The organism is Actinokineospora fastidiosa (genome assembly GCF_014648415.1).
Lineage (GTDB): Bacteria > Actinomycetota > Actinomycetes > Mycobacteriales > Pseudonocardiaceae > Actinokineospora > Actinokineospora fastidiosa.
On record NZ_BMRB01000002.1, the window covers coordinates 1,045,381 to 1,067,498 of the forward strand.

19 protein-coding genes and 1 pseudogene are annotated in these 22,118 nt (G+C 73.0%); 9 read left to right on the top strand and 11 right to left on the bottom strand.

All coding sequences use genetic code 11. The annotated features are described in order from the left end of the window. Positions 1–57: 57 nt before the first annotated feature. Positions 58–2,910 carry an excinuclease ABC subunit UvrA gene (uvrA, locus tag IEY98_RS14720; RefSeq protein WP_189210989.1) on the bottom strand — a complete coding sequence of 951 codons (2,853 nt, stop codon included), beginning with the start codon at positions 2,908–2,910 and terminating at the stop codon, positions 58–60. Between the two features lie 241 nt (positions 2,911–3,151). On the opposite strand from uvrA, the gene IEY98_RS14725 reads away from it, so the two are divergent. Continuing rightward, positions 3,152–3,886, top strand: a complete 735-nt coding sequence (locus IEY98_RS14725) for a maleylpyruvate isomerase family mycothiol-dependent enzyme (RefSeq protein WP_189210990.1) — start codon at positions 3,152–3,154, stop codon at positions 3,884–3,886. A gap of 62 nt (positions 3,887–3,948) precedes the next feature. Here IEY98_RS14725 and IEY98_RS14730 read toward each other — a convergent pair. Then, positions 3,949–4,905: pseudogene (locus IEY98_RS14730) on the bottom strand (acyltransferase family protein); the annotation flags it as partial. A gap of 87 nt (positions 4,906–4,992) precedes the next feature. Here IEY98_RS14730 and IEY98_RS14735 point away from each other — a divergent pair. Then, the gene (locus IEY98_RS14735; protein ID WP_189210991.1) at positions 4,993–5,670 is read left to right on the top strand and encodes an MBL fold metallo-hydrolase; all 678 of its coding nucleotides are present in this window, start codon (positions 4,993–4,995) and stop codon (positions 5,668–5,670) included. A 33-nt stretch (positions 5,671–5,703) separates the two neighbouring features. Here IEY98_RS14735 and IEY98_RS14740 read toward each other — a convergent pair whose 3' ends face one another. Then, positions 5,704–6,000 (bottom strand): hypothetical protein, encoded by a 297-nt coding sequence (locus IEY98_RS14740; RefSeq protein ID WP_189210992.1) that lies wholly within the window; start codon positions 5,998–6,000, stop codon positions 5,704–5,706. Between the two features lie 69 nt (positions 6,001–6,069). Here IEY98_RS14740 and rnhA point away from each other — a divergent pair, with 69 nt between their 5' ends. After that, on the top strand, positions 6,070–6,552 hold the full coding sequence (gene rnhA / locus IEY98_RS14745; RefSeq protein ID WP_189210993.1) for a ribonuclease HI: 483 nt from the start codon (positions 6,070–6,072) through the stop codon (positions 6,550–6,552). Here the strand turns inward: rnhA and IEY98_RS14750 are convergent. The 4 genes from IEY98_RS14750 to IEY98_RS14765 form a co-directional block, all read right to left on the bottom strand. After that, positions 6,512–7,402: an XRE family transcriptional regulator gene (locus IEY98_RS14750; RefSeq protein WP_189210994.1), complete on the bottom strand. Its 891-nt coding sequence runs from the start codon at positions 7,400–7,402 to the stop codon at positions 6,512–6,514. The two genes, rnhA and IEY98_RS14750, sit on opposite strands and share 41 nt — an antisense overlap. Before the next feature lie 89 nt (positions 7,403–7,491). Further along, entirely contained in the window at positions 7,492–9,321 is a 1,830-nt protein-coding gene (locus IEY98_RS14755) for a S8 family serine peptidase (protein ID WP_229786915.1), read from the bottom strand. Between the two features lie 298 nt (positions 9,322–9,619). Then, positions 9,620–10,204, bottom strand: a complete 585-nt coding sequence (locus tag IEY98_RS14760) for a DUF7711 family protein (RefSeq protein WP_189210995.1) — start codon at positions 10,202–10,204, stop codon at positions 9,620–9,622. A 6-nt stretch (positions 10,205–10,210) separates the two neighbouring features. Beyond that, positions 10,211–11,161, bottom strand: a complete 951-nt coding sequence (locus IEY98_RS14765) for a hypothetical protein (RefSeq protein ID WP_189210996.1) — start codon at positions 11,159–11,161, stop codon at positions 10,211–10,213. Positions 11,162–11,418: 257 nt separating this feature from the next. Here IEY98_RS14765 and IEY98_RS14770 point away from each other — a divergent pair, with 257 nt between their 5' ends. After that, a complete protein-coding gene (locus IEY98_RS14770) occupies positions 11,419–11,793 on the top strand; it encodes an FKBP-type peptidyl-prolyl cis-trans isomerase (RefSeq protein ID WP_189210997.1) in 375 nt (124 codons plus the stop codon). Between the two features lie 146 nt (positions 11,794–11,939). Here IEY98_RS14770 and IEY98_RS14775 read toward each other — a convergent pair whose 3' ends face one another. Further along, on the bottom strand, positions 11,940–12,653 hold the full coding sequence (locus IEY98_RS14775; protein ID WP_189210998.1) for an alpha/beta fold hydrolase: 714 nt from the start codon (positions 12,651–12,653) through the stop codon (positions 11,940–11,942). 11 nt (positions 12,654–12,664) lie between these two features. Between IEY98_RS14775 and IEY98_RS14780 the strand changes: the two genes are divergently transcribed. Further along, positions 12,665–13,924 (top strand): cytochrome P450, encoded by a 1,260-nt coding sequence (locus IEY98_RS14780; protein WP_229786916.1) that lies wholly within the window; start codon positions 12,665–12,667, stop codon positions 13,922–13,924. Positions 13,925–13,959: 35 nt separating this feature from the next. Next, positions 13,960–15,015, top strand: a complete 1,056-nt coding sequence (locus tag IEY98_RS14785) for an ATP-grasp domain-containing protein (RefSeq protein WP_189210999.1) — start codon at positions 13,960–13,962, stop codon at positions 15,013–15,015. A 131-nt stretch (positions 15,016–15,146) separates the two neighbouring features. Here the strand turns inward: IEY98_RS14785 and IEY98_RS14790 are convergent, their stop codons facing one another. Next, entirely contained in the window at positions 15,147–16,130 is a 984-nt protein-coding gene (locus IEY98_RS14790; protein WP_189211000.1) for a Gfo/Idh/MocA family protein, read from the bottom strand. Positions 16,131–16,297: 167 nt separating this feature from the next. Here IEY98_RS14790 and IEY98_RS14795 point away from each other — a divergent pair, with 167 nt between their 5' ends. Continuing rightward, positions 16,298–16,696 (top strand): SSI family serine proteinase inhibitor, encoded by a 399-nt coding sequence (locus IEY98_RS14795; protein ID WP_189211001.1) that lies wholly within the window; start codon positions 16,298–16,300, stop codon positions 16,694–16,696. A gap of 143 nt (positions 16,697–16,839) precedes the next feature. Here the strand turns inward: IEY98_RS14795 and IEY98_RS14800 are convergent, their stop codons facing one another. Further along, positions 16,840–18,717 carry a beta-propeller domain-containing protein gene (locus IEY98_RS14800; RefSeq protein WP_189211002.1) on the bottom strand — a complete coding sequence of 626 codons (1,878 nt, stop codon included), beginning with the start codon at positions 18,715–18,717 and terminating at the stop codon, positions 16,840–16,842. 155 nt (positions 18,718–18,872) lie between these two features. Here IEY98_RS14800 and IEY98_RS14805 point away from each other — a divergent pair, with 155 nt between their 5' ends. After that, positions 18,873–19,457 (top strand): DNA-binding protein, encoded by a 585-nt coding sequence (locus IEY98_RS14805; protein WP_189211003.1) that lies wholly within the window; start codon positions 18,873–18,875, stop codon positions 19,455–19,457. A 22-nt stretch (positions 19,458–19,479) separates the two neighbouring features. Further along, positions 19,480–20,133: an RES family NAD+ phosphorylase gene (locus IEY98_RS14810; protein WP_189211004.1), complete on the top strand. Its 654-nt coding sequence runs from the start codon at positions 19,480–19,482 to the stop codon at positions 20,131–20,133. A gap of 16 nt (positions 20,134–20,149) precedes the next feature. Here the strand turns inward: IEY98_RS14810 and IEY98_RS14815 are convergent, their stop codons facing one another. Continuing rightward, positions 20,150–22,081, bottom strand: a complete 1,932-nt coding sequence (locus IEY98_RS14815) for a S9 family peptidase (RefSeq protein ID WP_189211005.1) — start codon at positions 22,079–22,081, stop codon at positions 20,150–20,152. Between the last annotated feature and the right edge of the window lie 37 nt (positions 22,082–22,118).

Consider the following 22,118-nt stretch of genomic DNA (forward strand, 5'->3'; position numbering starts at 1 on the left):
ACCACTCCGGATACATCCAGACGCGCCATCGTGGCGCGGGCCGCACCGCCGGGCAACTCAGAGGACCTTGGCGAGGAACCTCCCGGTGTGGCTCTCGGCCACCGCGACGATGTCCTCCGGGGTGCCCTCGGCCACGACCATGCCGCCGCCGGAGCCGCCCTCGGGGCCGAGGTCGATGATCCAGTCCGACGTCTTGATCACGTCGAGGTTGTGCTCGATGACGATGACCGTGTTGCCCTTGTCCACCAGGCCGTTGATCACGCCGAGGAGCTTGCGGATGTCCTCGAAGTGCAGGCCGGTCGTGGGCTCGTCGAGGATGTAGACCGTCTTCCCGGTGGAGCGCTTCTGCAGCTCGCTGGCCAGCTTCACCCGCTGGGCCTCGCCGCCGGACAGCGTCGGGGCGGGCTGGCCGAGCCGGACGTAGCCGAGGCCGACGTCGACGAGGGTGTTGAGGTAGCGGTGGATGGCCTTGATCGGCTCGAAGAACTCCGCCGCCTCCTCGATGGGCATGTCCAGCACCTCGGCGATGGTCTTGCCCTTGTAGTGCACCTCCAGGGTCTCCCGGTTGTACCGGGCGCCCTTGCACACCTCGCACGGGACGTACACGTCCGGCAGGAAGTTCATCTCGATCTTGATCGTGCCGTCGCCAGCGCACGCCTCGCAGCGGCCGCCCTTGACGTTGAACGAGAACCGTCCCGGCTGGTAGCCGCGCACCTTCGCCTCGGTGGTGGAGGCGAACAGCTTGCGGATGTTGTCGAACACGCCGGTGTAGGTCGCCGGGTTGGACCGCGGCGTGCGCCCGATCGGCGACTGGTCGACCTGCACCAGCTTGTCCAGCGCGCCCAGGCCGTTGACCCGGGTGTGCCTGCCGGGCACCTGGCGCGCGCCGTTGAGCTTGTTCGCCAGCACCGTCGCCAGGATGTCGTTGACCAAAGTGGACTTGCCGGAACCGGACACGCCGGTGACCGAGATCAGGCAGCCCAGCGGGAACGACACGTCGATGCCGCGCAGGTTGTGCTCGCGCGCGCCCACGACCGTCAGCTGGCGCTTGCGGTCGATCGGGCGGCGCATCGCGGGCGTCGGGATCTCCTCCCGCCGCGCCAGGTACGCGCCCGTCATCGACTTCTTGTTCTTCAGCAGCTCCTTGAAGGTGCCGCTGTGCACGACCTGGCCGCCGTGCTCGCCCGCGCCGGGCCCGATGTCGACCACCCAGTCCGACGCGCGGATGGTGTCCTCATCGTGCTCGACGACGATCAGCGTGTTGCCCAGGTTGCGCAGCCGGGTCAGCGTCTCGATGAGCCGGTGGTTGTCGCGCTGGTGCAGGCCGATCGACGGCTCGTCCAGCACGTACAGCACGCCGACCAGGCCGGAGCCGATCTGGGTGGCCAGCCGGATGCGCTGCGCCTCGCCGCCGGAGAGCGTCCCGGCGGCGCGGTCGAGCGAGAGGTAGTCCAGGCCGACGTCGAGCAGGAAGCGCAGCCGGGCCTGGATCTCCTTGAGCACGGCGCCGGCGATCATCGCCTCCCGGGTGCCCAGCTGGAGGCCGTCGAGGAAGCGCGCGCACTCGCTGATCGACATGGCCGAGACCTCGGCGATCGAGCGGTCGCCCTGGTCGGCGTGGGCGAGGGTGACGGCGAGGATCTCCGGCTTGAGCCGGGTGCCCTGGCAGGCGGGACAGGGCACCTCCCGCATGTAGCCCTCGTACTTCTCCCGCATGAACTCCGACTCGGTCTGCTCCTGGCGGCGCTCCAGGAACGGGATGACGCCCTCGTAGTTCGCGTAGTACGAGCGCTCCCTGCCGTAGCGGTTCTTGTAGCGGACGTGCACCTGGTCGCCGATGCCGTGCAGGACGGCCTTCTGCGCCTTGGCGGGCAGCCGCCGCCACGGGGTGTCCATCCGGAACCCGACGGTCTCGGCGAGCGCGCCGAGCAGGCGGGTGAAGTACTCCGCGGTCTGCCCGCCTGCCCACGGCGCGATGGCGCCGTCCTCCAGGGACAGCTCGTCGTCGGGGACGACCAGCTCCGGGTCGACCTCCATCCGCACGCCCAGGCCGGTGCACTGCGGGCAGGCGCCGTAGGGCGAGTTGAAGGAGAACGAGCGCGGCTCCAGGTCCTCGACGCCCAGCGGGTGGCCGTTGGGGCAGGCCAGGTGCTCGGAGAAGCCGCGGCGGCGCTGGGCGTCGTGCTCGTCGAGGTCGACGAAGTCCAGCTCGACCAGGCCGTCGGCCAGCCGCAGCGCGGTCTCGACGGAGTCGGTGAGCCGCTGCTTGGCGCTGGCCTTCACCGTCAGCCGGTCGATCACGACGGCGATCTCGTGCTTCTCCTGCTTCTTCAGCTTCGGCGGGTCGCTGAGCTGGTGCAGCACGCCGTCGACCAGGGCGCGCGCGTAGCCCTGGGTCTGCAGCTGGGCGAAGAGGTCGACGTACTCGCCCTTGCGGCCGCGGATGACCGGCGCGAGCACCTGGAAGCGGGTGCCCTCCGGCATGGCCAGCACCTGGTCGACGATCTGCTGCGGGGTCTGCCTGCTGATCGCCTCCCCGCAGGCGGGGCAGTGCGGCTTGCCCGCGCGGGCGTAGAGCAGGCGCAGGTAGTCGTAGACCTCGGTGATGGTGCCCACGGTGGAGCGCGGGTTGCGGCTGGTGGACTTCTGGTCGATCGACACCGCGGGCGAGAGGCCCTCGATGAAGTCCACGTCGGGCTTGTCCATCTGGCCGAGGAACTGCCGCGCGTACGCCGAGAGCGATTCCACGTACCGGCGCTGGCCCTCGGCGAAGATGGTGTCGAACGCCAGGCTCGACTTGCCGGACCCGGACAGGCCGGTGAACACGATCAGGCTGTCCCGGGGCAGGTCGAGGTCGACGCCGCGCAGGTTGTGCTCCCGGGCGCCGCGAACGACAAGGCGGTCTGCCACTGCAGGTCCCTTCGGTCGAGCAGGTTGGTCCCGTCGTCGCTGGTCACGGGCGGACGCGCGACGGGATGAGCGGCCACGGAGGTGGCCGGTGCGCATGCTAGGCGGGTGCACCGACAATTCTGGCGGGCGTGCTTGCCCGATGCACCCGCGGAGCGGTACCCGAGAGTAGCCGAAAGCCCCTAACCTGGGTGGAGGGCGGCGCTGCTCCGTTCACCAGTCACCCACGCGTTAGGGACGTTCTATGACGGGATCTACCGCGACCTCCGTATCCGCCGACCGCGCCGCGGCCGCGCTGGCGGCCGTGCGGGAGGCGACGGGCCCGCTGGTGGCGGCGGTGTCCGGGCTGACCCAGCGCGACCTCGCCGGGCCGAGCCTGCTGCCCGGCTGGACGCGCGGGCACGTGGTGAGCCACCTCGCCCGCAACGCCGACGCCCTGGTGAACCTGCTCACCTGGGCGCGCACCGGCATCGAGCATCCGGCCTACCCCAGCCGCGCCGACCGCGACGCCGACATCGCCGACGGGTCCGACCGGATGGCCCGCGTGCAGCGCGAGGACCTGATCGCCGCGGGCGAGCGGTTCCTGCACGAGGCCGCCCGCATGGACCCCGACGCCTGGTCGGCCACGCTGACCCACCCGTCCGGCAGGCCGATGACCGCGGCCGAGATCCCCGAGCTGCGGCTGTTCGAGATCTGGGTGCACCTGGTCGACCTCGACGCGGGCCCGGACTTCACCACCGTCGACCCCGCGCACCTCGACCTGCTGCTGGAGGTCGCCACGCGCGGGCGCCGCGCCGACGACGGGCCGGTCACGCTCGCCGTCGAGCTGCCCGACGGGCGTCAGGCGTCGTTCCGGCTGGCGGGTTCGGCGGCCAGGACCGTGACGGGCCCGGCGGCGGCAGTGCTGGGCTGGCTGACCGGGCGCGGCCCGGCGACCGGGCTGACCGGCGAGCCGCCGGAGCTGGGCCCCTGGGGCTGAGCCCGCCGCCCGCCGGTCAGCCAGGCGTGCGCGGGCCGCTCGACCACGCGCGTGAGCAGCCAGCCGAGGACCACCGCGGCGATGAGGCAGGTCAGCAACCGGCCGACCTGGCCGACGCCCATGTCGACGAGCAGGCGGGCGATGACGTAGCCCAGCTCCTGGTGGACGAGGTACACGCCGAAGGAGATGCCGCCGAGCCAGGTGATCGGCCGGGCCAGCGGGCCCACGTTCCAGTCCGGCCCGCCCGCGGCGGCGGCGAGCACGAGCAGCGCGATCCCGAACGCTGCGGTGGAGGCGGTGTCCTCCGAGCGCGTGTGCACCTCCATCCCGATGAGCATGGCGACGCTGTAGGCGGTCAGGTGGAAGCCCGACAGGCGGTCCTGCGTCCACAGCCACACCGCGACGCCGACGCCGAACACGGCGGCGCGGTGCAGGGTCATGCCGTCGTACACGAGCCGGAGCAGGCCGTCCTCCTGGCGGCGGATCAGCAGCTGGACCACGACGGGGACGACGATCAGCGCCCAGAGCAGGGCCATCAGCGCGGGGCCCCGCAGCCACCGGCGCGGCGCGAGGAGCGCGGCGACGGCGAAGGCGAGCACCTGGGCCGACATCGTCCAGTAGGAGCCGTCGATGAAGTGGAACTCCGGCGACCAGGTCTGGATGAGCAGCACGTTGGCGAACAGGTCGGTGCTGTCGGGGGTGTACCACCCGAAGCGGGGCGCGGCGACCCGCAGGACGGCGTACGTGACGACCGCGGCTACGAGGTAGGGCGGGAGCACCCGGGCGAGCTTGTGCCCCAGCCACCGGGCCGTGCGGCCGCGCCGGACGGTGACGCAGATGAAGTAGGCGGAGACGACGAGCAGCGTGTTCGCGCCGAACAGCACCGGCAGGTGCACCGCGAACGGACCGAGCTCGGGGTGGACGACCGGGCCGTCCCGGGTGATGTGCCCGACGACGACGGCGAGGACGGCGACGACGCGGACCACGTCCCAGCTGACCTTGCGCTCAGTCTTCGCCACGGCTCACACCAGGATGATCAGGTTACGGACCGGTAACACCTTAGACCGTACAGAGCAGCGTGATCGCAGCGGGTACCGTCACCCCTCGTGGAGCTTGTCGACGACTACACCGGCCACGTCTCCCCCGACGGCCCGGCCGCCCGCCGCACCCTGCCCGCCCTGACGGTCACCAAGGTCTCGGTCGGGCCGATGGACAACAACGCCTACCTGCTGACGTGCCGCGCCACCCGCCAGTCGCTGCTCATCGACGCCGCGAACGACCCGGCCCGCCTGTCGGACCTGATCGGCCACGGCCCCGACCGCCCGACGCTGCGCACGATCGTCACCACCCACCAGCACGCCGACCACTGGCAGGCCCTCGGCGCCGTGGCGGGCGCGTTCGGCGCGGAGACCGTCGCCCACCCGCTGGACGCCGACCCCCTCCCGGTCCCCCCGGACCACCTGGTCGAGCACGGCGCCCGGATCACGGTGGGCGAGTGCGAGCTGGAGGTCATCCACCTGCGCGGCCACACCCCCGGCTCCATCGCCCTGCTCTACCGCGACCCTTCCGGCCACCCCCACCTCTTCACCGGCGACTCCCTCTTCCCGGGCGGCCCGGGGCGGACGACGAGCCCGGAGAACTTCACGAGCCTCATGGACGACCTGGAGGCCAGGGTGTTCGGCGAGCTTCCGGACGAGACCTGGTTCTACCCCGGCCACGGCGACGACTCCACGCTCGGCGCCGAGCGGCCGAAGCTCGCCGAGTGGCGCGAGCGGGGCTGGTAAACCCGTCGGGCCCCCGGTAGTTCCAAAGGCAGGCTAGAGCTCGCCTTCCTCCGCGAGGATCGCGCGACACTGCACGCAGGTGACGTTCGACAGCGGTTCATGCAGACGCCGCTCCACCCGGCGGGTACCGGCACGGGAACAGAGAGTCGACGCCGCGACCCTGGTGCGCAGCTTCCGCTGCCGGACCTCGGCGGCGTGCCGCCTCGTCGAGGAGTGGACCGTTTCGACCGGGGTGTAGAAGACGACCTCGCCGTAGGCGGGCTCGTCGGGTTGTTCCACGATCTTGGTGTTCTCCACCAGGATCGCGAAGTCCCCGCGGGCCAACTCCACGGTCTCGCCCGGGCCGGGATCACTGTTACGCGCGGCTGGTGACGTGGGGGCTGCATTACGATCGCCGGCGTGCGGGACGAGGTTGTGGTGGAGATCTACACCGACGGGGCGTGCAGTGGGAATCCCGGGCCGGGTGGGTGGGGTGCGGTGCTGCGGTACGGGCGGCACGAGCGGGAGCTGTACGGCGGTGAGCCCGGGACCACGACCAACAACCGCATGGAGCTGACCGCCCCCATCCGCGCTCTGGAGACTTTGACGCGGCCGTCCGTCGTGCACATCTACACAGACAGCACCTACGTCCGCAACGGCGTCACCGCGTGGATGCCCAAGTGGAAGAGCAACGGCTGGCAGACCAGTGCCAAGCAGCCCGTCAAGAACGCCGATCTGTGGCGGGAGCTCGACGAGGCCGCGGCGCGGCATGAGGTCGAGTGGCACTGGGTCAAGGGGCACGCCGGGCATCCGGAGAACGAGCGGGCGGACCGGTTGGCGGTCAAGGGGTTGCGCGAGGGGATCACCGCCACGTCCAGCGCATCCCGTACCGCCCCGGCGTGAGGTTGTGGGCCACCATGTGCGCCGTGTGAGACGTGTCGAGGGCGACGGCGCGGGCGCGGTGGGTGTCGTCGACGTCGGAGAAGGCGACCACGTGGCGCGGGAGCGCTTCGGGGTGGAAGCCGACCTCCAGCAGGTACTCGCGCACCGGCATCCGGGGCATGTTCTCGAAGTGGTCGATGTCCGGTCCCTGGCTGGCGACCATGAACTCGTACTCGACGACGATCGTCCCCTGCGGCTCGGGCACCTGGTCGAAGCGCAGCTCGGTGGCGACCTGGCCGGTGTCATCGTCGACGTTCACCCGGCCGATCGTGCAGTTGCGGACCGGTCGCAGCGGCAGTGACCGCCCGCCCTCGTTGGCCCACGACAGCACCACCAGGCCGGTGATCCCGGGCTTCTCGGCCCGCAGGACCTGCCGGGCGCGTTCGAGGTAGCCCGACCGGTCGCGGCCGACGTCGACGCGGACGTGCAGGCTGAGCCGGGTCAGGTCGGCGTCGCGGCTGAGGTCCATGCCCTCGACCATGCGCGCGAAGTCGCTGGCCGGGGCCCAGGACGGGCCGCGGTGGACCGGCGTCGGCCTGCGGACGGCGCGGCCGCGGGGCTTGGGGGCGTCGAGGTGGGCGGCGAGCCCGCCCTCCTCCATGCCGAGCAGCTGCTCCAGCTGCGCCAGCGCGGCCAGCGACCGCGCCCGCTCGGGCTGGCTGCGCCCGGACTGCCAGTAGCTCAGCGTCGCCTGGCTGACCGGGGTGCCGCGGCGGCGGAGGTGGTCGGCGATGCGGTCGAGCGGGACGCCGCGCTCGCGCACCGCCGACCGCAGGACATCGGCGAACCGGAGCGGCTGATCGGCGTTCATGCCGAGGACCGTAATTTCCCGATCGGCGCGAGAAAAGCCCTCCCGAGGGAACGGCGGTGTTCCCGCGCGGGGAACACCGCCGTCCGTGATCAGCTGGTCGACAACGCGGTGTCGTCAATCAGGAATGAGGTGGCGAGGTACGCGTCCTCGGTTCCGGTGAACTTGATCGTGACCGTGCGGCCCCGGAACTCGGTGAGCGAGAAGGAACGCCGCTGGTAGGCAGTCGCCTCGTCGACATTGGAGTAGGTCGCCAGCGTCCGCAGCACCGAACCGTCGGAACCGACTACTTGCACACGCAGCGTGTCGTAGACGACGCTGCCGGTCTCCTCGGAATCGATCCCCAAATGGAAGGACAGAGTCGCGGATGTCACGGAAGCCGGAATGCTCACGGACTGGGACAGGGTATCGGTGTGGTTACGGCCGTAACCGTTGAGCCAGGCCTTCCACGAGCCGCTGTTCGCCGAATACGTGGCGTCGGCGGTGATCACGTTCTGGGTGCTCGACCAGTCGACCGCCCCGGACTCGAAGCCGGGGTTGCGCAGCAGCTGCGCGCCGGGCTGCGGGTCGGGGGTGGTGCCGCCGAGGTCGGCGATCGTCTTCGCCGCGTCCACCAGGCCCGCGCCGCAGCCGCCCGAGCAGGAGCCCGGGATCGGCCGGACCGCGGCCTTCAACCGCGACTCGATGTCCGACGGGGTCAGCGTGGACCGCTCGCCCAGCATGAGCGCGACCAGGCCCGCGACGTGCGGGGTGGCCATGCTCGTGCCCTGGTAGAACGCGTAGGACTCGCTGCCGGGCGTGGTGGTGCCGGTGTTCAGCGTGGAGAGCACGCCGTTGGTGCGGGTCGCGGTCTCGCCGCCGGGCGCGGAGACGTCGACGACGTTGCCGTAGTTGGAGTACGCCGCGCGGTCCCCGCCGCGGTCGAGCGCGGCGACGGTGACGACGTTCGCGCAGTTCGCGGGCTGGGAGTACGCCGCGTCGGTGTTGGAGTTGCCCGCCGCCACCACGACGGTCGCGCCGCGGCCGACCGCGCTGTTGATCGCGTTCTGGTAGGTGCTGCCGCAGGAGCCGCCGCCGCCCAGGCTCATGTTGATGACCTTGGCGGGGTTCGGGTTGGCGGGCACGCCGGAGACGGAGCCGCCGGAGGCCCACACGATCGCGTCGGCGATGTCGGCCAGCGTCCCGCCGCAGCGGCCGAGAACGCGCGCGTGCACGATCCGCGCCTTCGGCGCCACGCCCGCCACGCCCCGGCCGTTGCCGGTGACCGCGGCGACGGTGCCCGCCACGTGCGTGCCGTGCCAGGAGGAGTTGCTCCGCCTGCTGTCCGGCCCGCAGGCGCCGTCGTACTCGACCCAGTCGCCCTCGTCCTGCGGGTTGGAGTCCCGGCCGCCGCCGTCGCGGGAGCTGGTGGAGTTGCTGATGAAGTCGTAGCCGCCCACGGTGTTGCCGTCGAGGTCGGAGTGCGCGGTGCGGCCGGTGTCGACGACGGCCACGGTGACGCCGGCCCCGTCGGCGGTGTCCCACGCGGTCGGCAGGCGCATGCCCGCCGTGGACTCGAAGTAGTGCCACTGGTCGCCGTACTGCGGGTCGTTCGGCGTGGCCGTGGCGTGGAAGCGGGTGTTGGGCTCGACGTACTCGACGTCCGGGCGCGCGGCGAGCGCGCGCAGCAGGCCGCGGGAACGCTCGGCGTCGAGCCTGCGCCCGGAGCGCACGAGGTGCGCGCCGGTGGCGAGCCTGCGGACCTCGCTCAGCTCGACCCCGTGGCGCTTGCCCGCCGCGCGCAGGGCGTCCTGGCGGGCCGCGGCGGGCTTGAACGCGACGATGTATTCGTCATATTCGACGCCGTCGACGACGTTCTGCGTGAACGCGCGCCCGCGGTCCATCTTGTCGGGGGCGGGATCGGCGGCGGCCGGTGTGCCCATCGAGGTCACCATGAGCGCCGCGGCGCCCAGCGCGACGCAGCATCGGGTCGCGATTGTTCTTTTCACAGGGATGCGCCCTCTCGAATGCAGGGATCGGGACGTGATCGCGATAGCCGGACCGGTTGCGAGCCCTATTCGCCGACCATCGCCGCCAGGGATTCTGCATCGCGTTTCCACAGCGTGGAAGCCATAACTTTTAACCTTCTGCGCCGCTCGCTCAGCGTGACGGCGGCGGGCTCGGGCAGCCCGATGCCGCGGTCAAAGGGCTTTCCTGAAGGGCATCCGATGTGTTAAAGCGCTATTTCCGGGCTTCCGCCGTTTCGAGGAGGTCGAGATAGCCCGCGCCCGCTTCCCAGAGGGCGTCGGCGCGGGGCTCGATCTTGCCCGGCCGCCACCGGTGCTCGGCGTAGTGGGCGGACCGGTCGCGGAGGGCGGCGAGGCTGACGGCGGTCTCCTCCGCCACCCGCGCGGCGAGTTCCCCGGGAGTCGGCGCGGGGAGGCGGACGTCCTCGCCGCGCCCCTCGGCCAGCGCGGTGAGGACGTCCTCGCGCGTCTGGCCGTCCCAGACCAGTGCGGGCCGGTGGATGCGGTGGTTCCACACCGGGTCGGTGCGCCAGTAGGCGGTGAAGGGGCCGCGCGCGAGGCGGGAGGCGGCTGCCCAGTGCTGCGCGCCCGGCGGCGTGGTCAGCCACGGGACCGACGGGAGGTCGACGACCAGGGCGACGGTGATCGTGTCGAGGTCGGCGGGCGGGCCGAGGATCTCGCCTGCGACCCAGAGTCCGGTCACCCGCAGCGGGTGGATCGGCGAGTCCGCCAGTCGGGCGCAGGACTCCGCCAGCTCGGTCAGGTGGTGTACGGCCCGGCTCCACTTCACGCGGGCCATCTTGCCTCAGTAAAGCCCGGGCAGGATGTCCTCCGGCGCGGCGGCGCGCAGCCGGGCCTCGATCGCGTGCGCGGTGCCGGTCAGGGCGACGTCGGCGTAGCAGGTGAGGCCCGCGGCGGCGAAGCGGCGCACGAGCGGGGCGAACGCGGCGGCCGTCGTCGTCGGCAGCGCGCCGACCCTGCGCCCGTCCACCCGGACGGCGACCGTGCCGTCCTCGGCGTGCAGGCTGCCGTAGACCAGCCCGCGCCCCGGGCAGTACGCCTTCGCCAGGGCCGCGGCCAGCGTCTCCAGGTACTCGGTGCGCAGCGGGTACGTCCGGCCGGGCGGCAGCTCGACGTGCGGGCCGGGGTCGGGCTCGTTCAGCGGCAGCACCTCGGCCGGGTCGGCCAGGTCGAGGGACACGGCGGCGATGAAACCGAGCCCCCGCTGCTCGTAGGACCACCACAGCCGCGCCCGGCACAGCGCGACGGCGACCTGGCGCAGCGCGGGCCCGTACGCGTCAACCGCCTCCGGCGGCAGGTGGCCGACCACGTGATCGTCCATGAGCACCCGGACGCCGTCGTCGTCGGGACGCAGTTCGGCGACGGTGACGCGCTCGCCGGTCCCGCTCCCGGTCAAGGCGCGGAGCGCGGTGAAGCAGTGGGACTCGCCCGTCACCGCCTGGTCGAACGAGCCGCGTCCGTGCAGCACGACCGCCCCGGGCCGCAGGCGCGCGGCCAGCTCGGCGAAGGCGGGGCGCTGCTCGTGCGGGAAGCGCAGCCGGTGCCTGCCGCCGTCGCGCATGGTCAGTTCCAGCACACCCGAGCGCAGGGGCCGGGCGGGCGTCAGGGTGGCGGCGGCGATCTCCGCGCGCGGGATGACCAGGCGCGGGCCGAACAACGCCTCGGCCACCGCGTTGGTGGCCGTGACGACGACCGACGCGCCGTCGAAGTCGACCTCTACCCCGATCCCGTCCACGGCACCTCCTGGTTGGAGGGTATGTCCGCCGTCGGCCGCCGGATGTTACGGGTGATCACCCGGACCGCCGTCCGACCTGGGCCGGTCGGCGGGCGACGGGACGCGGGAGCGGCCCCGCCGTCGGGGGGTGACGGGGCCGCTGACTGCGGTGTCGTCGCAGGCGCCCCGGGCGTTACCGGCGGGTCGTGCGGCGGCGGGGCCGGGCGCGCGCGAGGATGGCGGACGGAAACGCAGTCGATGGAGAACGAGGTACGGGTATGGCCGCGCAGAAGCCCGAGGTCGAGCCGATCGAGGGGGCGCCGCCCGCTGACCTGGAGCAGACGGACATCGCCGTCGGCGACGGTCCCGAGGCCCAGCCGGGCTCGGTGGTGAGCGTGCACTACGTCGGGGTCGCGCACTCGACGGGCGAGGAGTTCGACTCCTCGTGGAGCAGGGGCGAGACCTTCGACTTCCCGCTCGGCGCGGGCCGCGTCATCGCTGGCTGGGACCGCGGCGTCGCGGGCATGCGCGTCGGCGGCAGGCGCCGCCTGGTCATCCCGCCCCACCTGGGCTACGGCGACCGCGGCGCGGGCTCGGTGATCAAGCCCGGCGAGACCCTGATCTTCGTGGTGGACCTGCTCGCCGTGAGCTGACGGGAAACGGGGGCCCGTCCCGTGCGGGACGGGCCCCTGCCATGTCCCGAGCAGGCCGAACCGCGGCCAGGGCACCCTGCTCGTCGGCGTAGGCAGGGACTGTGCTGAGCCGGGTCGGTGTGGACGACTCAGCCCTGCGCGGGCGATCAGCGCAGACGGGCGAGCAGCGCGTCCAGGGCCGCGGGGTCCTCGACGTGCGCGCTGTGGCCGAGGCCGGGCAGCAGGACCGGGTCGGGCACCAGGGTCTCCAGGTGGGCCGCCGGGCTCATCGGGTCGTCGGAGCCCGCAGCCAGGGTCACCGGGCAGCGGGCGGCCGCCAGGAGGCCGGGCAGGTCGGGGCGGCCGACGGCGAACGCGGCCGGGTCCAGCGCCAGGCGCCAGCCCCCGTCGGCCTCGGCCACCAGACGGTCGGTCGGCGCCCCCTCCGGCAGGCCCGCCACCTTCCGCGCGCGGTCCAGCGCCTCCTCCCGGGTGGCGAACACGCGCGCCGGGCGCGCTGCCAGGTCCGCGGCCTTCGCCAGGTCCGACGCCGACCAGCTGACCTTCACGCCCAGGGCGCACACCGCCGTCACCGGGACGCCGAACCACCCGCTGGCCAGCGCCAGGCCGACGACGCCGCCGAGGGAGTGGCCCAGCACCGCGACCGGGCCTTCGACGATCCGGGCCACGGCCGCGGCGAGCGCGCCGAAGGAGTAGCGGGGCAGCGGGACCGAGCCGCCGTGCCCGGGCAGGTCCGGCGCGAGCCACGAGCCCGGCCACCGGTCGATGACGCCCGACCACGCGGCGGACGAGCCGCCGAGGCCGTGCAGGAGCAGCAGGGCGGGGCCGTCGCCGCCGCGGTCGACATGGAGTTCTTCCACGGGACGGGATCATGCCGTACGAGAATGGCAGCATGGACACCGCCGCGCTGCTCGACCCCGACACCTACGTCCGCGGCGTCCCCCACGACCTGCTCGCCGACCTGCGCGAGCGGGCGGCGGTGCAGCGGGTCGGCGACTTCTGGGCCGTCCTGCGGCACGCCGAGGTCCGCCACGTGCTGCGCACCCCGAGAGTTTTCTCCTCCCACCTCGGCGGGACGCAGGTCAAGGACCCCGCCACGCCCGAGGCGCTGCGCTACGTGCGGCGCATGATGCTCAACCAGGACCCGCCGGAGCACACCCGGCTGCGCGGCCTGCTCACCAGGGCGTTCACCCCGCGCGCCGTCGCCCGGCTCACCGACCGGATCGAGGGCTGGGCCGAGGAGATCATCACCACGGCCGCCCGCCGCGGCGCCTTCGACTTCGCCAAGGAGGTCGCCGACCTGCCGCTGCTCACCCTGGCCGAGGTCTTCGGCGTGCCCGTCGAGGACCGCATGCTGATGTTCGACTGGAGCAACCGGGTCATCGGCTACCAGGACGCCGAGTACGCCGTGAGCGCGGCGGCCGACGGCGGGACCGCGCTCGCCCGGATGGCCCGCGCGCTGCGCCCCGAGCCCGGGCCGGACGGAGAGATGCCCGATCCGCGCACCCGCGAGGGCATGCCCGACCTCTACGCCTACGCCCACGGCCTCGCCGAGCAGAAGCGCGCCGACCCGGGCGAGGACATCATGAGCATCCTCATGTCGGCCGCCGACACCGTCTCGACCGAGGAGTTCGAGAACCTGTTCTGGCTGTTCTCCGTCGCGGGCAACGAGACGCTGCGCAACGGCATCCCCGGCGGGATGATCGCCCTGCTGTCCAATCCGGACATCGAGATCGACGACGTCGCCACGGCCGTCGAGGAGATGCTGCGCTGGTGGACCCCGGTGATGAACTTCCGGCGCACCGCGGCCGAGGACACCGAACTGGGCGGGGTGGGCATCAGGAGAGGTGACAAGGTCGTCGTCTGGTTCTCCTCGGCCAACCGCGACCCGAGGGTCTTCGCCGACCCGGACGCCTTCGACCCCGCCCGCTCCCCCAACGACCACCTCACCTTCGGCCACGGCCCGCACTTCTGCCTGGGCGCGCAGCTGGCCAGGGCGCAGATGCGCGCGGTGTTCCGGGTGGTGCAAGCGCTCCCGGGCAGGCTGGTGCCCGCGGGGCCGCCCGTGCGCCTGCGGTCCACGTTCCAGAACGGGGTGAAGAGCCTGCCGGTGCGGCTGGTTCCCCGGTAGCGTCGCCGGAGGAGAATCGACCTGGGGGACCGCCGATGAGGGACATGCTGCTGCTGGCCGACGAGCCCGCCGAGTCCGCCGCCGCGTTCGGCGCGCTCGGCCTGGCCGTCGGGTGGGTGCGGCACCGGGTGGGCGGCCTGCCCGCCGCCGAGTTCGTCCTGGACGACCCCAGCGGCACCCTGGAGCCGCTGGCCCGGCTGCGCGAGCTGTGCGCCGAACGCGGGCTGCGGCCGGTCTACGCCGCGGGCACGACCGACGCCGCCGTGGTCTACGCGACGCTGTGGGCCGAGGCGCTCAAGGTCCGCTGCGCGTGCCCCAGCGAGTGCGTCGACTTCTTCTACGACCGGCTCGTGCAGCGCCGCGAACTCGGCGACCACCCGTGGAACCTCCCCGCGGTCGCCGGGGACGAGCTCGACGCCCTGCCCGGCGACGGCCCGTGGGTGGTCAAGGCCCGGGGCGGGCCCGGCCGGGCCCGGCGCTGCGCGACCGCGGCCGAGGTCGCCGCCACGGTCGGCGGCGAGGGCGCCGACCACGTCGTCGAGCCGTGGCTGCCCGGCATCGACTTCGCCATCGACGCCTTCTACGTGCACGGGGCCATCCGCCTCACCGCGCTCGGGGAGTCCACTGTGGACGGGCCGGTCACCGGCTGGCTGGCCGGGCCGGTGCTGCCCGAGGAACTCGTCGCCGACATGCTGGCCGATCTGTCCGACCTGCTCACCGCGCGCGGGTTCGAGGAGGGGCCGGTGCACGCCCGCTTCCGGCTGCGCGGCAGCAGGCCTACCCTGGTCTCGCTGCGGCCCCGCCCGGGCGCCGACGGCCTCCCCGCCCTCGGCGCGGCGACCGGCGCGGCCCCGCTGATGGACTGCTACCGCCGCATGCTCCACGGCGACGACCTGCCCGCCTACGCCTTCCCCACCAGCTGGGCCTACCAGCTGCGCGCCCCGGCGGGCGTCCCGTCCGCCGCCGCCCGCGCCGCCGTCCCCGACGCCGAGTTCGCCGACCACGGCCCCCTCGGCTGGTCACTGCGCCTGCGGACGCGGGACGAGACGATCGCCAGGGCGGCGAAGGAGAGCATCGAGGCCCTCACCTGACCGACCGTCCTCGGCACGGCCCCTCCCGCTCGACCGACAGCAGTGCGGCATCGATGGTCTCGGCCACGGCTAGCGGCGGCTCGCACTGGTCGAGGTCCACCGCCGTGGAGGAGCAGATGTGCGAGAACCCCTCACCTCGCCACCGGCACACCCCGCTCCACCGACAGCAGCGCGGCGTCGATGGTCTCGGCCAGGGCGATCGCGTCGGCGGTGGGGACCGGGGGCTCGGCGTCGCCGTGGAGCCAGGCGGCGACGGCGCGGTAGTAGCCGAGGTAGTCGCCGGGCTCGATGGGCACGGACTCGACGGTGTCGCCCACCAGCTCGCCGGGGCGGGCGTACGCGCCGAACGCCTCGGTGGTGGGCAGGACGCCCGCGCGGGCGGCGGCCTCCTGCGGGTCGAGGCCCCAGGTGCGGAACCCCGCCTCGGTGCCGGTGACCACGAACCGGGGCGCGACCGGCGGCGTCGAGTCGCTCATCCGCAGCAGCGAGCGCACGCCGCCGGTGTGGGTCAGCAGGATCGTGGCGTCGCGGGGTCCCCGGGACTCGGCGTAGACGGTGGTGGGCGGGCCGAACAGCACCTGCGCCTGGTCGACGAGGTGGGTGCCCAGGTCGTAGATGATGTCGGTCAGGTCGGCCGGGTCGGTGCTGGCCTTCCACGCCGTGCGGCTGGAGCGGGCGGCGCGCTCGAAGCGGGACTCGAAGCGGGTGGGCTCGCCGAGGCGACCGTCGGCGACGAGGGCGCGGATGGTGCGGAAGTCGCCGTCCCAGCGGCGGTTCTGGAACACCGTCAGCCGCCCGTCCGCGATCGACCTGACCTCGGCGGCGGTGCCCGCCGCTGGCTTGTCGACCACGACCGCCGCGCCCGCGTCGAGTGCGGCGCGGGCGTGCTCGACGTGGTGGCGGTTGGGCGAGGCCACCACGACCAGGTCCGGCTCGCGGGCCAGCAGCTCATCCACTGTGGACACGACGGCGACGTCGGAGTATCGCTTGCCCACCTCGGCGGCGTGCGAGGTGGTGACCACGGCGTCGAGCCGCAGGTCCGGGACCGCGTCGATGTAGGGGGCGTGGAAGGCGCTGCCCGCCAGGCCGTAACCGATGAGACCGACCGCGAACATCCGTGTGTCCCTCCACGCGTGACTTACCGGGCGTGATTAAGCATGCCGGCGCGCCACTCGATCGGTTGCAATGGGCCGTCGCCTTCTGGAATCGCCCGACCGGCGGGCCTATCGTCGGAATCCGCCCGCCATGTCGGGCAATTCCCAGCGGCAACCCTTGGAGTGCCATGCCCATCAGCAGAAAGACCATCGCGGGGCTCTCCGCGCTCGGCGCCGTGCTCGTCGCGGGCCCGGTGGCGATCGCCGCACAGCCCCCCACGCAGGAGCGCGCCCGGCTTGCGCTCACCGTGACCGGTCGCGACGGCAGTGTGGACATCAGCACGCTGCGCTGCGGCCCCGACGGCGGGACGCACCCGGCAGCGTCCCAGGCCTGTTCGACGTTGACGCTGGTCAACGGCGACTTCGGCAGGCTCAACTCGGAGCCGGACATGATGTGCACCCTGGAGTACGACCCGGTGACCGCGACCGCCACCGGCTACTGGGACGGCCAGCGGGTCGACTACCGCGAGGTCTTCCCCAACCGGTGCGCGATGTGGTCCTACACGGGTCCGGTGTTCAACATCTGACCGTTTTGCGGTGAACGGGCCCGGCGACGGGCCCGTTTCGCGGCCGATGATCACCCCATCGAGCGAATCGAGCTGAGGCGTTCGCTCCCTTTTTCCCTATCGAGTGGCTTCGCCGAACTCTTTCCGGTGAATTCGGCGGCGACTCAGCCGAACGGCAGCCAGGCGAGCCGGTCCAGGGAATCGAGGTCGAAGGCCAGGGCGCCGCCGTAGCCGAACGTCCACAGCGCGCCGCCCGCGATCACCGCGCGGTTGGTCATCTGGTGGTCGTCGCGGTTCCCGACCCGCCCCACCTCGGCGATCGCGTCGGGCGTGATCCGCAGCAGGACGGCGCCGCCCTTGCCCGTGTGGTCCGAGATCGGCAGGACGACGAGGTCGCGCTCCGGGAAGTGCAGGAAGGCGTGCGGGTCGTGCTCGACCGGGGAGTAGGAGTCGGGCTGGTGGAACTGGTCGACCCTGGTCGGCGCGGGGCCGGTGATGTCGAACAGCGAGACCTGCGTCCCCGTCGTCCGGCCATCGTTCGTCGCCTCCTGGCCGACACCGAGCAGCCTGCCCTCGCCGATGGGGTGCAGGTACGCGGAGAAGCCGGTGATCTTCAACTCGCCGGTCACCCGAGGCGCGGCGGGGTCCGACAGATCGATGGTGTAGAGCGGGTCCGTGCGGCGGAAGGTGACGACGTAGGCCTTGTCGCCGAGGAACCGCACCGAGTGGATCTGCTCGGTCTTGCCGAGGCCGCCCACCTGGCCCACCTGGGTCAACGTCCTGTCCTTGCGCTCCAGCACGGTCACCGCGCTCTCGCTCGGCGGCGCGTCCTCCCGCGCGGGCAGCCACCCGCCGGTCATGCCCGTCGTCGTCGCCACGCGGAGCCTGCCGTCGTGCTCGGACAGCGAGTACTGGTTGAGCAGCCAGCCGTCGACGGTGCCGGACGCCAGGTAGACAGGGGCGCCCGCGTCGGCGACGTCGAACTGGTGCACCTCGGTCTTCGCCGGGCCCGGCGGCGCCATCGGCCGCGCCACCTCGGACGCCCACGCCACGCTGCGGGGCGTGCGGTCGTCGGCGACGTACAGCGAGGTCCCGGTGCCGTAGACGGTGTCGCCGTCGGCGGCGATCGCGATCGTGTCGGCGGTCGTCAGGTCCGCGCGCAGGTCGACCGTCAGCACACTGAGCAACGACGTGCCCACGTAAGCCGCGGGCCTGCTGAGCGCGTCGCAGTCGACGAGCCGACCCGAGCCGCCGGGCGACAGCGTGTACCGAGGCAGCCAGTCGTCGATCGTCGAGCGCTCGATCACCTCCCGGTTGCGCGCCTTGGCCTTCTCCTCGCTCATCCCCTGCGGGTAGGTGAACTCCAGCCGCGGCGACGACCGCACGACCACCCGCGCGACCGACCCGACCATCCGGGCGTCGAGGTGGCCGCCGTCGACGGTGAGCGTCCGCAGCACCTTCGCCGCGGCCAGGTCGACCAGCGCCAGCCCGCTGCGCTCGGACTCGGCGTGCTCCGGGGTGAACATCACCAGTGCCCGGTCGCCGTCCAGCAGCACCGACGACGCGTGCCCGGCCAGCGGCACGACGGCGGCGACCGAGCGGTCGTGCACGTCGACGACCCGCAGCTTGCCGTCGACCACGCTCACGATCCGCTCGCCGTCGGTCTTGACCATGTCGGGCTCGTCGGCGGCGGCCTCGTGCACCGTGGTGCCGGAGTACCCCTTCTGCTGCTCGGGCGCGCTGCCCGCCGCGCTGTCCTCGGCCGCCGCGGGCAGCCCGAGGCCGCGGTAGCGGGCCGAGTCCTCCAGGCCCCACGGGCCGACCTTGGCCAGGCCCGCGCGCTTGAGATCGGCCAGGGCGGCGTCGCAGGAGTCGAACAGGACCAAACGGACCTTTCCGCCGAGGTCGACCGGCGGGGGCGGCCCGGGGTCACCGTCGGTGTCGCCGATGTGCCAGGCCGTGGCGATCACCAACGCCCCGGCCAGAGCCAGTGCTGCGGTCGCGGTCCCGATGGATGGCCAGCGGCGGAGGTCGGTGCTCATGCCGCACAGACGGACGCACGATTGGGTGGGGTTGCACGTGGGTAGTCGGCTATCATTGAGGACTGAGCGTGTTCGAGTATGTGCGATAAGTATTACTTCCGGTGAGTTCTCCCACAAAGGCGCACGAACCCGCACATCCGGGATACCCTAGGCGCATGACGATGGCGCTGGAGACCGTGCTCGCCAAAGCGGGCCTGCGGATCGACCCGGTGGAGTTCCTCGGACTCGTCGAGGACGCCGCGCGCAGGCTCTCCCCGGCCGCGGCCGACCCGGCCGACTACTTCACCGCCGACCAGCGCGACACGCTCGTCGACGTCGGGCTGGACTTAGCGCCGCGCAGGCCGACGGAGGTCGACTCGCGCGCCCGCGCGGTGGCCGCCGAGGCCGTGCTGCGCGACTCCGCGCTGACGGTCAGCTCGGCCGCGGGGGTGGTCGGCGTCGACACCAGCCGCATCCGCCACCGGCTCGCCGCGGGCAGGCTCGCGGGCTGGAAGGACCGAGGCGGCTGGCGGCTGCCCGCGTGGCAGTTCGTGCCCGGCGGCGTGCTTCCCGGCCTGGAGACCGTGCTCGCCGCCGTCCCCGACGACCAGCCGCCGTTGGTGGTGGCCGCGTTCATGACCACGCCCCAACCGGACCTGCGGGTCGAGGACCGCCCCGCCACGCCGCGCGAGTGGCTGCTCGCGGGCGGGTCCCCGGCCCGGGTCGCCACGCTGGCCGCCACCCTGGGCATCCCGGCCTGACCCAGAGGAACCCCACACCCCGATGTCCCGGCTACCTCAGCCGCCGACCCCTGCCGACCTGAAGACCCTGCTGCGCATCGACGAGGACGTCGTCGCCGTGCACAGCGGAACGCACCTGGTGCGCGTCTTCGCCGCGGCGGGCGCGCACCGGCAGCGCTGGAACTCCTTCCGCTTCACCGGCCCCCTCCCGCACGCCCGGTTCGACCCCCACCCGCTCGGCCCCGACGCCGGTCCGGCCCACGACCCCGACCACGGGGTGCTGTACTTCGGGCTGACCGTGCGCACGAGCGTCGCGGAGGTCTTCCAGCAGACGTCGGTGGTCGACCGCAAGACGCGGCGGCCGCACCTGGTGATCATCCGCCCGCGCCGCACCCTGCGGCTGCTCGACCTCACCGGCCTGTGGCCGACCAGGGTCGGCGCGTCGCAGGAGATCAGCAGCGGGAACAAGACGGTCACCCAGGCGTGGGCCCGCGCCATCCGCCAGGCCCACCCCGACCTCGACGGCGTCTGGTACCGCTCGTCGATGGACGGCGGCGAGCCCGCGGTGTGCCTCTGGGACCCACCGGCGGGCAACGCCATGCCCGCCGCCCCCGACCTGCTGCTGCCGCTGGACTACCCGGGCCTGGACCTGCCCCTGGCCCGCATCTGCGACGAGCTGAACTACACGCTCCTCTAGGGCTGTCCGGGTCCGCCTAGGGCTTCACCGGCAGGTGGCGGTTCCACCAGTCCAGGACCGCGTCGAAGCGCTGCCTGCGGTGGTTGGGCTTGCCCGAGCGGGTCAGCTCGTGGCCCTCGCCGGGGAACAGCAGCAGCTCGGTCTCCACGCCGTTGCGCTTGAGCGCGACGTACATGCGCTGCGCCTGCTCCACCGGGCACCGCCAGTCGTGCTCGGAGTGCACGACGGCGAACGGGATGGTGATCTTGTCGGCGTGCGTCAGCGGGCTCGAGGCGAGCAGCGCCTCCGGGTCGGTCCCGCAGTACGCCTCGGCGAACCACCAGCCGATGTCGGAGGTGCCCACGAACGAGTCCCACGCGTTCACCGCGCGCTCGCTCCACGCCGCGGTGAAGCGCTCGCCGTGGTGGGAGGCCAGCCAGCCGGTCATCCAGCCGCCGTAGGAGCCGCCCATGACGCCGACGCGGGTCGCGTCGAGGTCGGGGCGCTCCAGGGCGGCGTCGAGCACCGAGAGCACGTCGTCGGCGTCGACGGTGCCCATCGCCTCGATGATCGCCCGGCCGTGGGACTCGCCGTAGCCCGCCGACCCGCGCGGGTTCGGCAGCACGACGGCGTACCCGGCGGCGGCGTACACCTGGGCCTCGTCGAACAGGCCCCAGCCGTAGTACATGAACGGTCCGCCGTGGACGGACAGCAGCACCGGGTGCGGGCCTTCGCCCTCCGGCAGCACGAGCCAGCCGTGGGTGGCGTAGCCGTCCGGGGAGGAGCCCTTGATCTCCACCGGCTGGCGCAGGCCCTTGGCCCGCAGCGGCGCGGAGTAGTCGGTCAGCTGGACCGTCTCGTCGCCGGAGACCAGCACCACGTCGCCTGCGGAGTCCCAGGTGGACAGCGTGCACACGATCCGGTCGCCGTCCGCGGCGAAGCCCTTGACCTGGGCCTGCTCGCCTGCGATCAGGGCCAGCTCCGACAGCGTGGCCCGGTCGGCGTCCGGGGACACCCGGCGCAGCTCGACCGCGCCGCGGTTGCGGACGCCGACGAGCACGCCTGCCCCGGTGACGACCGGGCGGCCAGCGGCCCGCTCGCAGTCCACGGTCTCCTGGTCGGTCAGCCTGCGCGGCGCGGCGGCGCCGTCCAGGCCGAACGGGACCGCCCACAGCCCGAGGTTGCGCGCGACCGGGCTCGTCCCGGGGAACGCCTCGCCGAAGTAGACGACGATGTTGTCCGCGGTCACCACGGGCAGGTCGGCCGTCCCCTCGGACCGCACGACCAGCACGGGCGAGCCGCCGTCCGCGGGGACCGCGTAGAGGTCGGTGTTGAGGGTGTCGGCCACGCCCCAGTCCCGCTTGGCGCTGACGACCAGGTGCGCGCCGTCCGGCGTCCACGCGGGGTCGCACGGCTCGGCCATGCCTGTCGTCAGGGCGCGGGGCAGGCCATCGCCGTCGGCGTCGACGACGAACAGCTGGCTCGGGCGGTCGACGAGGAAGCCGACGTCGTCGATCCGGAAGTCCAGGTTCGTGATCCGCCGCGGCGCCTCGGCGGCGGCGTCCGGCGCGCCGTCGAAGCCGTAGCGGCCGGGCTCCGGGACGCGGGCGGTGAACGCCAGCCGCGTCGAGTCCGGGGACCAGACCGGGGCGCCCGCGCCCAGCGGCAGGTCGGTGAGCCTGCGGGCCTCGCCGCCGGTCGCCGGGATCACCCAGAGCTGGGGACTGCTCCCCTTCCCGTCGGCGCGCAGGAACGCGACCCGGCTCCCGTCCGGCGAGACGGCCGGGGCCAGGTCGCGGTACCCGCGGGTGAACTCCGCGGCGGGGCCGCCCGCGAGCGGGACCCGGTGCAGACCGCCGCGGTAGGCGTCGGCCTCCAGGTCTGGGGTCGACACCCCGACCAGGAGCAGGTCTCCGCGCAGCGCGGGCGCACCGGGCGCGGTCAGCAGTTGGATGTCCTCTGGGCGCACGCGACGACCGTACCCGACAGTTAGCAAACCTTACGAA